An 11,097-nucleotide genomic window follows, 5' to 3' on the forward strand; every position below is an offset into this window, starting at 1 on the left:
GGCATGCCGAGCTTCCAGGATGCGCTGGCCCTCATGGAGGCCTGGACCGAGAGCGAGTCCCTTAGGCGGCACATGCGGGCGGTGGAGGTGGCCATGCGGGCCTACGCCCGCCGCTTTGGCCAGGACGAGGAGCTCTGGGCCATGGCCGGGGTCCTCCACGACATGGACTACGAGAAATACCCCGAGGCCCACCCCTACCGGGGGGTGGAGGAGCTTAGGCGGCTCGGCTACCCGGAGGAGGTCCTCGAGGCCATCCTGGGCCACGCCAGCTACACGGGGGTGCCGAGGAAGAGCCTCATGGCCAAGGCCCTCTTCGCCGTGGACGAGCTCACCGGCCTCATCACCGCCGCCGTCTACGTGCGCCCCGACCGCTCCATCCTGGGCCTCGAGCTCCCAAGCCTGATGAAGAAGTTCAAGGACAAGGCCTTCGCCAAGGGGGTGAACCGGGAGGAGATCAAAATGGGGGCCCAGGACCTGGGGGTTCCCCTGCAGGAGCACATGGCCTTCGTCCTCGCCGCCATGAAGGAGAACGCCGAGCTCCTGGGCCTGGCCTAAGTGCCCCACCGCGGCTTTCGCCGCGGTGGGGGCCCCAGAAAAGCCTTTAGCCCCGATTCGGGCACCCCATGTTGCGAAACCAAAGCGCGGGCCCTTAGGTGTCCTCGGGTTGCCTTGGGGCCCTTTTCCCGCTAGGGTGAGGGGGATGGAGCTTCCCGACCTCACCCCCTACCTGGGCCAGGTGACCTTCGGCGGCCTGGCGGGGTACGCCGTGGGCTACGCCCTGAAGAAGGTGGGCCGGGCCCTGGCCATCGTCCTGGGCCTCCTCTTCATCGCCCTGCAGCTTCTGGCCCAGGCGGGCTACGTCCAGGTGGACTGGACCCGCATCCAAAGGGACGTGGAGCCCCTTCTGCAGCAGCCCGGGCTGAAAAGCCTCTGGGAGCGCCTCCTCTCCACCCTCACCCACAACCTCCCCTTCGGGGCCAGCTTCGTGGGGGGGCTTCTTCTGGGCCTCAGGGCCGGATGAGCCTCTGGGGGGTGGCGATCAGGTCCACCCGGCGCTCGGGGGGCACGGGAAGCCTGGGGTAGACCATGACCGGGTGGGCCAGGGTGGCGAAGGGGGCCGCCACCTCCAGCCAGGCCTGGGGGAAGCCGTAGCCCTTGCCCACCCAGCCCCCCTCCTCGTCCACGGCCACGGCCCCGATCAGGACCAGGTCAATGGGCTGGCCCTTCAGCTCCGCCCGCACCCCGTAGCGGTAGGCCTCCCGCACCCGCTTGAGCCGCCTGGGGTCCACGTCTTTGAGGAGGAGGAACTCCCCTGGGCGGTCGGGGTGGGGGAGGAGGAGGGCCTTACCCCGCTTCAGGGCCTCCTCCCTGAGGGGCTTTAAGACGGCGTCCATCCCCGCCAGGATGAGCCTGGCCCCCTGGAACTCCGGGGTTGCCATGAGCCTTTCCGCTGCCCGCCTGGCCCCCAGGAAGTTGGGGTGGTGGCCGTGGGGGGGCGTGGGGTGGAGGGCCAGGTCGTGGCGGGCCAGGAAGTTCCAGACCTCTTCCCGAAGCTGGCCTAGGGTCATGGGGCCCAAAGGTCCTCCGCCCGGATCCCGCCTAGGACCCCTTGGAGAGGGGTAATCCCACCCCATGCTGGCCCAAGCCAGCATGGGGGCCCCGGCAAAAGGTTCTCGGGGAAGCTACCAGGCATGGTAGGCCGAAGGAAACAGGAAACAAGGGTATAAGGGGCCGGCTCCGCTTTGGGGTGAAGAGGGCCTCGAGGGCCTCTTCCTGGGGGAAGGGCGCGTCCATCACCTGCCCCAAGTCTAAGCCCTAAACTGGTGGGGTATGGGGTCCAAGCTCAAGTTCGCCCACCTGCACCAACACACGCAGTTCTCCCTCCTGGACGGGGCGGCCAAGCTCCAGGACCTCCTGAAGTGGGTCAAGGAGACCACGCCCGAGGACCCCGCCCTGGCCATGACCGACCACGGCAACCTCTTCGGGGCCGTGGAGTTCTACAAAAAGGCCACGGCCATGGGGGTGAAGCCCATCATCGGCTACGAGGCCTACGTGGCGGCGGAGAGCCGCTTTGACCGCAAGAGGGGGAAGGGCTTAGACGGCGGCTACTTCCACCTCACCCTTCTCGCCAAGGACTTCACCGGCTACCAGAACCTGGTACGCCTGGCCTCGAGGGCCTACCTGGAGGGTTTTTACGAAAAGCCCCGCATTGACCGGGAGATCCTGCGGGAGCACGCCCAGGGCCTCATCGCCCTCTCCGGGTGCCTGGGGGCGGAGATCCCCCAGTTTATCCTCCAGGACCGCCTAGACCTGGCCGAGGCCCGCCTCAACGAGTACCTCTCCATCTTCGGCGACCGCTTTTTCATTGAGATCCAAAACCACGGCCTCCCCGAGCAGAAAAAGGTCAACCAGGTCCTCAAGGAGTTCGCCCGCAAGTACGGCCTGGGCATGGTGGCCACCAACGACGGCCACTACGTGCGCAAGGAGGATGCCCGGGCCCACGAGGTCCTTCTCGCCATCCAGTCCAAGACCACCCTGGACGACCCCGAGCGCTGGCGCTTTCCCTGCGACGAGTTCTACGTGAAGACCCCGGAGGAGATGCGGGCCATGCTTCCCGAGGCGGAGTGGGGGGACGAGCCCTTTGACAACACCGTGGAGATCGCCCGGATGTGCGACGTGGACCTGCCCATCGGGGACAAGATGGTCTACCGCATCCCCCGCTTCCCCCTCCCCGAGGGGCGCACCGAGGCCCAGTACCTCAGGGAGCTCACCTTTTTGGGCCTCCTAAGGCGCTACCCCGACCGCATCACCGAGGCCTTCTACCGGGAGGTCCTCCGCCTTCTGGGAACGATGCCCCCCCACGGGGACGAAAGGGCCCTGGCCGAGGCCCTGGCCCGGGTGGAGGAGAAGGCCTGGGAGGAGCTAAGGAAGCGGCTTCCTCCTCTGGAGGGGGTCCGGGAGTGGACCGCCGAGGCCATCCTTCACCGCGCCCTTTACGAGCTTTCCGTCATTGAGCGCATGGGCTTCCCCGGGTACTTCCTCATCGTCCAGGACTACATCAACTGGGCCAGGGGCCACGGGGTCTCCGTGGGGCCGGGAAGGGGGAGCGCCGCCGGGAGCTTGGTGGCCTACGCCGTGGGCATCACCAACATTGACCCCCTGCGCTTCGGCCTCCTCTTTGAGCGCTTCCTGAACCCGGAGCGGGTCTCCATGCCCGACATAGATACCGACTTCTCCGACCGGGAGCGGGACCGGGTCATCCAGTACGTGCGGGAGCGGTACGGGGAAGACAAGGTGGCCCAGATCGGCACCTTCGGGAGCCTGGCCTCCAAGGCCGCCCTCAAGGACGTGGCCCGGGTCTACGGCATCCCCCACAAGAAGGCGGAGGAGCTGGCCAAGCTGATCCCCGTCCAGTTCGGCAAGCCCAAGCCCCTACAGGAGGCCATCCAGGTGGTGCCGGAGCTAAGGGCGGAGATGGAGAAGGACGAGCGGATCCGCCAGGTCATTGAGGTGGCCATGCGCCTCGAGGGCCTGAACCGCCACGCCTCCGTCCACGCCGCCGGGGTGGTCATCGCCGCCGAGCCCCTTACCGACCTGGTGCCCCTCATGCGGGACCAGGAGGGCCGCCCCGTGACCCAGTACGACATGGGGGCGGTGGAGGCCTTGGGGCTTTTAAAGATGGACTTCCTGGGCCTCCGCACCCTCACCTTCCTGGACGAGGCCAGGCGGATCGTCAAGGAGTCCAAAGGCGTGGAGCTGGACTACGACCGCCTTCCCCTGGACGACCCCAAGACCTTTGAGCTCCTCTCCCGGGGGGAGACCAAAGGGGTCTTTCAGCTGGAGTCCGGGGGGATGACAGCCACGGTGCGGGGCCTGAAGCCCAGGCGCCTGGAGGACATCATCGCCCTGGTCTCCCTCTACCGCCCCGGGCCCATGGAGCACATCCCCACCTACATCCGCCGCCACCACGGCCAGGAGCCCGTGAGCTACGCCGAGTTCCCCCACGCCGAGAAGTACCTGAGGCCCATCCTGGACGAGACCTACGGCATCCCCGTCTACCAGGAGCAGATCATGCAGATCGCCTCTCAGGTGGCGGGGTACTCCCTGGGGGAGGCGGACCTACTCCGGAGGGCCATGGGAAAGAAGCGGGTGGAGGAGATGCAAAAACACCGGGAGCGCTTCGTTCGGGGGGCCAAGGAGCGGGGCGTGCCCGAGGAGGAGGCCAACCGCCTCTTTGACATGCTGGAGGCCTTCGCCAACTACGGCTTTAACAAGAGCCATGCAGCGGCCTACAGCCTCCTCTCCTACCAGACCGCCTACGTGAAGGCCCACTACCCCGTGGAGTTCATGGCCGCCCTCCTCTCCGTGGAGCGCCACGACTCCGACAAGGTGGCCGAGTACATCCGGGACGCCCGGGCCCTGGGCATCCCCGTTCTGCCCCCGGACGTCAACCGCTCCGGCTTTGACTTCAAGGTGGTGGGGGAGGAGATCCTCTTCGGGCTTTCGGCGGTGAAGAACGTGGGGGAGATGGCCGCCCGGGCCATCCTGGAGGAGAGGGAGCGGGGAGGGCCCTTTAAGAGCCTGGGGGACTTCTTAAAGCGCCTCCCCGAGCAGGTGGTCAACAAAAGGGCCCTGGAGTCCTTGGTGAAGGCGGGGGCTCTGGACGCCTTCGGGGATCGGGCCAGGCTCCTGGCCTCCCTGGAGCCCCTCCTCCGCTGGGCGGCCGAGACCCGCGAACGGGGGCGGAGCGGCCTCGTGGGTCTCTTCGCCGAGGTGGAGGAGCCCCCTTTGGTGGAGGCTTCGCCCCTGGACGAGATCACCATGCTCCGCTACGAGAAGGAGGCCCTGGGCATCTACGTCTCCGGCCACCCCGTCCTCCGCTACCCCGGGCTCAGGGAGGTGGCGAGCTGCACCATAGAGGAGCTTTCCGAGTTCGTGCGGGAGCTTCCGGGAAAGCCCAAGGTCCTCCTTTCCGGCATGGTAGAGGAGGTGGTGCGCAAGCCCACCCGCTCGGGGGGGATGATGGCCCGCTTCACCCTCTCCGACGAGACGGGGGCCCTGGAGGTGGTGGTCTTCGGCCGGGCCTACGAGGGGGTCTCCCCCAAGCTCAAGGAGGACATCCCCCTCTTGGTCTTGGCGGAGGTGGAGAAGGGCGAGGAGCTCAGGGTCCTGGCCCAGGCGGTCTGGACCCTCGAGGAGGTCCTGGAAGCCCCCAAGGCCCTGGAGGTGGAGGTGGACCACGCCCTACTAGACGAGAAGGGGGTGGCCCGGCTCAAAAGCCTCCTAGACGAGCACCCGGGAAGCCTCCCTGTTTACCTCCGGGTGCAGGGGCCTTTTGGCGAGGCCCTCTTCGCCCTGAGGGAGGTCCGGGTGGGGGAGGAGGCTTTGGGCCTTCTGGAGGCCGAAGGGTACAGGGCCTACCTGGTGCCGGACCGGGAGGTCTTTTTGCAGGGGAATGGGGGCGGGCCTAAGGAGGAGGTGGTGCCCTTTTAAGTACCCCACCGCGGCGAGAGCCTCGGTGGGGGCCCCAGAAAAGCCCTTCCACATGCTGGCGCAAGCCAGCATGGGGGCCCCGGCAAAAGGCTCTTGGGGAGCTTACTAGGGCTGGTGGGCCGAAGGAAACAAGGGCATAAGCCCCAATGGGTGCGCCCAAAAAGAAAGGAGCCGGGCTTGGGGCCCGGCCCCCAGTCCCTTCAGGCTAGAAGTCCATGTCCCCGGCGCCCGCGGGGGCGGGGGTGGACTCCTTCTTCTCGGGCTTCTCCGCCACCACGGCCTCGGTGGTGAGGATCAGGGCGCCGATGGAGGCGGCGTTCTGCAGGGCGGAGCGGGTCACCTTGGCGGGGTCCACGATGCCCGCCTCCACCATGTCCACAAACTCCCCGGTGGCGGCGTTGAAGCCGAAGCGGAGGTTCTTGGTCTCGGAGAGGATCCGCTGCACGATGACGGAGCCCTCGTACCCGGCGTTCTCGGCGATCTGGCGGGCGGGCTCCTCCAGGGCCCGGCGCACGATCTTGGCCCCGGTGGCCTCGTCCCCGTCCAGCTTCTTGAGGAGCTCCTCCACCGCGCCGATGGCCCGAAGGAGGGCCACGCCGCCGCCCGGGACAATCCCCTCCTCCACCGCGGCCCGGGTGGCGTTCAGGGCGTCCTCAAAGCGGTGCTTCTTCTCCTTGAGCTCGGTCTCGGTGGCGGCGCCCACCCGGATCACGGCCACGCCGCCCGCGAGCTTGGCCAGGCGCTCCTGGAGCTTCTCCTTGGCGTACTCGCTGTCGGTGGTCTCCAGCTCCTTCTTGATGCCGTTGATCCGGGCCTCAATGTCCTCCTTCTTGCCCTTGCCGCCCACGATGGTGGTCTCGTCCTTGGTGATGCGCACCCGCTCGGCCCGGCCCAGCATGGAGAGGGTGGCGTTCTCCAGCTTGAAGCCCAGCTCCTCGGAGATCACGGTGCCGCCAGTGACTGCGGCGATGTCCTTGAGCATCTCCTTCCTGCGGTCACCGAAGCCGGGGGCCTTGACGGCGGCCACGCTCAGGGTGCCCCGGAGCTTGTTGACCACCAGGGTGGCCAGGGCCTCGCCCTCCACGTCCTCGGCGATGAGGAGGAGAGGCTTGCCGGTCTGGGCCACCTGCTCCAGGATGGGGAGGAGTTCGCGGACGTTGGAGACCTTCTTCTCCACGATGAGGATGAAGGCGTCCTCCAGGACCGCCTCCATGGCCTCGGGGTTGGTGACGAAGTAGGGGGAGATGTACCCCTTGTCAAACTGGTACCCCTCCACGAACTTCAGCTCGGTCTCCAGGCTCTTGGACTCCTCAACGGTGATGATGCCCTCCTTCCCCACCTTCTCCATGGCGTCGGCGATGAGCTTGCCGACGTCGGGGTCGTTGGCGGAGATGGTGGCCACCTCCTCAATGGCCTTGCGGTCCTCCACGGGGATGGCCAGGGCCTTGATCTTCTCCACGGCGGCGTCCACCGCCTTCTCAATGCCCCGCTTCAGGGCCAGGGGGTTGGCCCCGGCGGCCACGTTCTTCAGGCCCTCCCGGACGATGGCCTGGGCCAAGACGGTGGCGGTGGTGGTGCCGTCGCCGGCCACGTCGTTGGTCTTGGAGGCCACCTCCCTGAGGAGCTGGGCCCCGATGTTCTCCAGGTGGTTCTCCAGCTCAATCTCCTTGGCCACCGTCACCCCGTCTTTGGTGATGGTGGGGGAGCCGAACTTCTTCTCCAGGACCACGTTCCGGCCCCGGGGGCCCAAGGTGACCTTCACCGCATCGGCCACTGCGTTGACGCCGCGCTCCAGAGCCCGGCGAGCCGCCTCGTCAAAAACCAGAATCTTCGCCATACCCCACCTCCTTTAGGAAAGGACCGCCAGAAGGTCCCGCTCGGAGAGGATCACGTACTCCTCGCCGTCGATCTCAATCTCGGTGCCGCCGTACTTGGCGAAGACCACGATGTCACCCTCCTTGACCTCGAGGGGCACCCGCTGCCCGTTCTCCAGGATGCGGCCCGTGCCCACCGCGATCACCTTCCCCTTCTGGGGCTTCTCCTTCGCGGTGTCGGGGAGCACGATGCCCCCCTTGGTCTTGGGCTCCTCCTCAATCCGCTTCACCACTACCCGGTCGCCTAGGGGCTTGATCACGGTCTTCACCTCCGCAGCCATACGCACTCCCTCCTTTGACGCTCCAAGGGCGAGAGTGTCAAACCAAGGCTTATTATTCCGGCCCCGCCGGGCTTTTGTCAAGGGGGTTGAGGGGGGTCGTGTAAGGAGCGCTGGCGCAGGGCCTCGTAGAGGAGGAGGGCGGCGCTCACCGCCACGTTGAGGCTGTCCGCCCGCCCCCGCATGGGGATCCGCACCCGGGCCTGGGCCCGCTTAAGCCAGGCCTCGGGCAGGCCCCGGTCCTCGGCCCCCAGGAGGAAGGCCACGCCCCGGCGGTAGTCCTCTTCCCAGTAGACCCTTTCCCCCCTGGGGGTGGCGGCCACGGGGTAAAGGCCCTTCTCCTCCAGGAAGCGGGCCGCCTTCTCCTCGGCCACGGGGAAGACGGGCAGGCTGAAGACCACCCCGGTGGAGTTGCGGATCACCTGGGGGCTATAGAGGTCCACCCCCTCGGCCACCAGGACCAGGTGGGCCCCGGCTCCGTCGGCGGAGCGGAGGATGGCCCCCAGGTTTCCCGGCTTCTCCAGGCCCAGGAGGACCAGGACCAGGGGGTCTTGAGGGAGGCGGACCTCCTTAAGCGCCCTTCTTGGGATGGGAAAGACGGCGATGACCTGGGCGGGGTTCTCCCGGCTGGAGACCCGCTTCAAGGCCTCCTCGGAGAGGCGGAGGACCTCGCCCTGGGCCAGGGCCTCCTCCGCCGGGGTGGCCCTGGGGCCCAGGAGGACCGTGACCGGCTTCAGGCCCGCCTGGAGGGCCCTTTCCACCTCCCTTCTTCCCTCCACCAGGAAGAGGCCCGCCCGCTCCCGCTCCTTCCTCTCCTTCAGGGCGGCCAGGGCCTTCACCCGGGGGTTTTTGGGGCTAGCGATCACCAAGGGCCACCTCAAACCGGGCCACCCGGGGGCCGGAAAGCTCTAGCTCCAGGCGCTCCACCTGGGGGAACTCCTCCAGGAGGCGGGAGACCCGGAGGACGATCTCCCGGTAGGGCCCGGGGTCCACGTGCCCCTCGAGGGGCCTTAAAAGCTCCTGGGCGTCCTTTTCCGTGAGGGGGCTGAGGCGGAGGCCCAAAGGGGTGTCCCCCAGGGGGGTGGGGAGGAGGAGGGTCAGGACGGGGCCGAAGAGGGGGTGGGGGGTGGCGGTGAGGCGGAGGCGGAGCCCCTCGCCCTCCCCCAGGGGCAGGCCGAAGGCCAAAAGGAGGGCCCGGGCCTCCTCCGGGCTCAGGCGCCTCTTCCCCTCAAGAAGCCTTCTCGCTTCCTCTAGCTTCAGGTCGGGGAAGTCGGGGAAAAGGAGGGGCTCCTCCCGCCACCTCCGGTAGGCCCAGGCTCGGCTTAAGGCGATGGCCGCCGACTCGGGGAAGCGATAGAGGACGGCCCCGGGAAGGAGCCTGGCCCGAGGGCCCTCCACGCCCAGGAAGGAGGCCAGGAGGGGCTTGGGGCTCTCTGCCTCCCGCACCAGGGCCAGGACCTCCTCTTCCTTGGCGAAGCCCATGGGGACGAAGAGGAGGAAGACGCTCCCCGCCTCGCTTTCCAGGGCCTCCCGGAGGGCCTTCTGGAAGGCCTCGGCCCGGGCCTCGGAGCCCAGGTCCACGTGCTCCACCTCCAGGCCGCCCTCCTTCAGGGCCTCGAGGGCCAGGTTGGAGGGGCCGGAGGCGTTGGATATGAGGCGCACCTGGCCGTTTTCCGGGAGGCGGCCCAAGGAGAGGAGGGCGGCCACGTCAAAGGCTTCCTCTAGGCTATTCGCCCGCACCACCCCCGCCTGGGCGAAGAGGGTCCGCACCAGGGGGTCCCGGGAGGGGTGGACGGCCAGGAGGGGCTTCCTCTTGCCGATCCGCCGGGCCAGGCGGGAGAAGCGCCTGGGGTTGCCGAAGCTCTCCAGGTAGAGGAGGATTACCTGGGTGGCCTCGTCCTCCTCCCAGAACTGCAGGAGGTCGTTGGAGGAGATGTCGGCCTTGGCCCCCAAGGAGACGAAGGCCGAGACCCCAAGCCCCATCCCTTCGGCGTAGGCGATGACGGCCCGGCCCAGGGTGCCCGACTGGCTGGAGATGGCCAATGGCCCCCCTCTGGGCAGGGGGACCAGGCCCGCCGCCAGGCGGGAGGCGGTGTGGGTGAGGCCCAAAGAACCCGGGCCCAGGAGGCGCATGGAGAGCCTGCGGGCCTTGTCGGCCAAGGCCTTGGCCTCGTCGGGGGTGAAGCCCGTGGTGAGGACGATGACCCCCCGCACCCCCCGGCGGCCGCAGGCCTCGAGGGCCTCCCCCACCCTTTCCTTGGGCACGGCGATCACCGCCAGGTCCACGGGGCCGGGAACGCGCTCCAGGCTGGGATAGGCCAGCAGGGGCCCCACCGTCCCCCCCTCCTTGCCGATGGCCTCGTTGACGGGGAAAACCGGTCCCTGGAAGCGGCCGAAGATGAGGTTTTCCACCACCCGGTAGCCGATGCTCTCCGGGTCGCGGCTGGCCCCCACCACGGCCACCCCCTTGGGGAAGAAGAAGGGGTGGAGGCTGGCGATGGTGGAGACCTTTTCCCGCCACTCAAAGCGCTCCGCCGCCTTCTCCGTCAGGACGATCTCAAACTCCACCTCCACCTCGCCCCCCTCCCGGTGGGCCTTGACCTGGAAGCCGCTTTCCATGAAGACCGAGAGCATCTTCTGGTTTTGCGCCAGGGTAAAGGCCTGGAAGCGCCTCACGCCCCGCTTGGCGGCGATGAGGGCGAGCCTTTCCAGAAGCAGGGTGCCCAGGCCCTTGCCCTGGTAGGCGTCGTCCACCAAAAAGGCCACCTCGGCGGTGTCCTGGCCCTTGACCCTCACGTACTCCCCCGTGGCCACGATCCTTTGGGGCTCCCCGGTCAGAACGATGAGGGTCACCTTCTCCTCCTCGGGCTTGGCCGAGAGGAGGAGCTCCGCCGCCTTCTCCGGGGAGATGGGGGAGAAGAAGCGCATGCGCAGGGACTCCGGGGAAAGCCGCCTGAGGAAGTCTATGAAGAGGGGAAGGTCCTTCTTGCTGGCCCGCCGAAGGAGGGCGGTGCGCCCGTCCTTGAGGAGGACGGGGCCCTCCTCGAGGCCGTGCTGGGGGGCGGGGGGTGGGACGTAGCCCATGCCCCTATTCTCCGGCAAAGCGGGAGGTTGACAACAGCCGCCATTTTTCTCGTCATTCATTGCACCTCTAGGGTGGGCTTGCCTTGCAAAGGTCAGGATTGGGCGTGCATTCCCGCCCCGATGGGCAAGCGAGGCTTCCTTCGCAGGGAGGCAAGCCCCAAGGAGGTGCTGGAACACTGCCTGCGCCTGGCCCGGGAGGTGGCTCCACCCACCCCCAAGGGCCAGCGGGGCCGCCCCTGGCGCTACGACCACGGCCTTTACCTGGCCCTTCTTCTCAAGGTGTTCTCCTGACGGAGAAGCAACTTCCGCGCCTTCTTCCACCTCACCTACCGCAAGACGGAGGCTCTGCTTCAGGACCTCATGGAAGC

At 67.8% G+C, this 11,097-nt stretch carries 9 protein-coding genes; 4 read left to right on the plus strand and 5 right to left on the minus strand.

The genetic code is table 11. The features are described 5' to 3' along the window. Nucleotides 1-3 precede the first annotated feature (3 nt). Together BVI061214_RS03870 and BVI061214_RS03875 are read left to right on the plus strand one after the other, a co-directional pair. The gene (locus BVI061214_RS03870) at nt 4-555 is read left to right on the plus strand and encodes an HD domain-containing protein (RefSeq protein ID WP_053767371.1); all 552 of its coding nucleotides are present in this window, start codon (nt 4-6) and stop codon (nt 553-555) included. Between the two features lie 145 nt (nt 556-700). Continuing rightward, the gene (locus tag BVI061214_RS03875; RefSeq protein WP_003049032.1) at nt 701-1,021 is read left to right on the plus strand and encodes an FUN14 domain-containing protein; all 321 of its coding nucleotides are present in this window, start codon (nt 701-703) and stop codon (nt 1,019-1,021) included. Here BVI061214_RS03875 and BVI061214_RS03880 read toward each other — a convergent pair. After that, nucleotides 1,008-1,568: a 5-formyltetrahydrofolate cyclo-ligase gene (locus BVI061214_RS03880; protein WP_053768579.1), complete on the minus strand. Its 561-nt coding sequence runs from the start codon at nt 1,566-1,568 to the stop codon at nt 1,008-1,010. The genes BVI061214_RS03875 and BVI061214_RS03880 overlap by 14 nt on opposite strands. Before the next feature lie 262 nt (nt 1,569-1,830). On the opposite strand from BVI061214_RS03880, the gene dnaE reads away from it, so the two are divergent. Continuing rightward, complete coding sequence (dnaE, locus tag BVI061214_RS03885; RefSeq protein ID WP_053767372.1) at nt 1,831-5,493, plus strand: DNA polymerase III subunit alpha; 3,663 nt, start codon at nt 1,831-1,833, stop codon at nt 5,491-5,493. A gap of 205 nt (nt 5,494-5,698) precedes the next feature. Here dnaE and groL read toward each other — a convergent pair whose 3' ends face one another. The 4 genes from groL to BVI061214_RS03905 all read right to left on the minus strand — a co-directional run bounded on the left by groL (nt 5,699) and on the right by BVI061214_RS03905 (nt 10,729). Beyond that, nucleotides 5,699-7,330 (minus strand): chaperonin GroEL, encoded by a 1,632-nt coding sequence (groL, locus tag BVI061214_RS03890; RefSeq protein WP_053767373.1) that lies wholly within the window; start codon nt 7,328-7,330, stop codon nt 5,699-5,701. A 12-nt stretch (nt 7,331-7,342) separates the two neighbouring features. Continuing rightward, a complete protein-coding gene (groES, locus tag BVI061214_RS03895; RefSeq protein WP_003049015.1) occupies nt 7,343-7,648 on the minus strand; it encodes a co-chaperone GroES in 306 nt (101 codons plus the stop codon). Nucleotides 7,649-7,725: 77 nt separating this feature from the next. Then, nucleotides 7,726-8,514 carry a TrmH family RNA methyltransferase gene (locus tag BVI061214_RS03900; protein ID WP_053768580.1) on the minus strand — a complete coding sequence of 263 codons (789 nt, stop codon included), beginning with the start codon at nt 8,512-8,514 and terminating at the stop codon, nt 7,726-7,728. Further along, nucleotides 8,501-10,729 carry a GNAT family N-acetyltransferase gene (locus tag BVI061214_RS03905; RefSeq protein WP_053767374.1) on the minus strand — a complete coding sequence of 743 codons (2,229 nt, stop codon included), beginning with the start codon at nt 10,727-10,729 and terminating at the stop codon, nt 8,501-8,503. Before BVI061214_RS03905 ends, BVI061214_RS03900 begins: the two co-directional genes overlap by 14 nt. A 165-nt stretch (nt 10,730-10,894) precedes the next feature. Between BVI061214_RS03905 and BVI061214_RS14015 the strand changes: the two genes are divergently transcribed. Then, nucleotides 10,895-11,020: a hypothetical protein gene (locus BVI061214_RS14015; RefSeq protein ID WP_282953985.1), complete on the plus strand. Its 126-nt coding sequence runs from the start codon at nt 10,895-10,897 to the stop codon at nt 11,018-11,020. Nucleotides 11,021-11,097: the final 77 nt, after the last annotated feature.

The sequence above is a fragment of the Thermus aquaticus genome, from assembly GCF_001280255.1.
GTDB classification, from domain to species: Bacteria; Deinococcota; Deinococci; order Deinococcales; family Thermaceae; genus Thermus; species Thermus aquaticus.

Excerpts from the sequence above, each read along its gene's own strand:
- BVI061214_RS03875 (WP_003049032.1), top strand. The coding sequence starts at position 701 with ATGGAGCTTCCCGACCTCACCCCCTACCTGGGCCAGGTGACCTTCGGC.
- BVI061214_RS03870 (WP_053767371.1), top strand. The coding sequence starts at position 4 with ATGCCGAGCTTCCAGGATGCGCTGGCCCTCATGGAGGCCTGGACCGAG.
- BVI061214_RS03905 (WP_053767374.1), bottom strand. The coding sequence starts at position 10,729 with ATGGGCTACGTCCCACCCCCCGCCCCCCAGCACGGCCTCGAGGAGGGC.
- groL (WP_053767373.1), bottom strand. The coding sequence starts at position 7,330 with ATGGCGAAGATTCTGGTTTTTGACGAGGCGGCTCGCCGGGCTCTGGAG.
- BVI061214_RS03880 (WP_053768579.1), bottom strand. The coding sequence starts at position 1,568 with ATGACCCTAGGCCAGCTTCGGGAAGAGGTCTGGAACTTCCTGGCCCGC.
- dnaE (WP_053767372.1), top strand. The coding sequence starts at position 1,831 with ATGGGGTCCAAGCTCAAGTTCGCCCACCTGCACCAACACACGCAGTTC.
- groES (WP_003049015.1), bottom strand. The coding sequence starts at position 7,648 with ATGGCTGCGGAGGTGAAGACCGTGATCAAGCCCCTAGGCGACCGGGTA.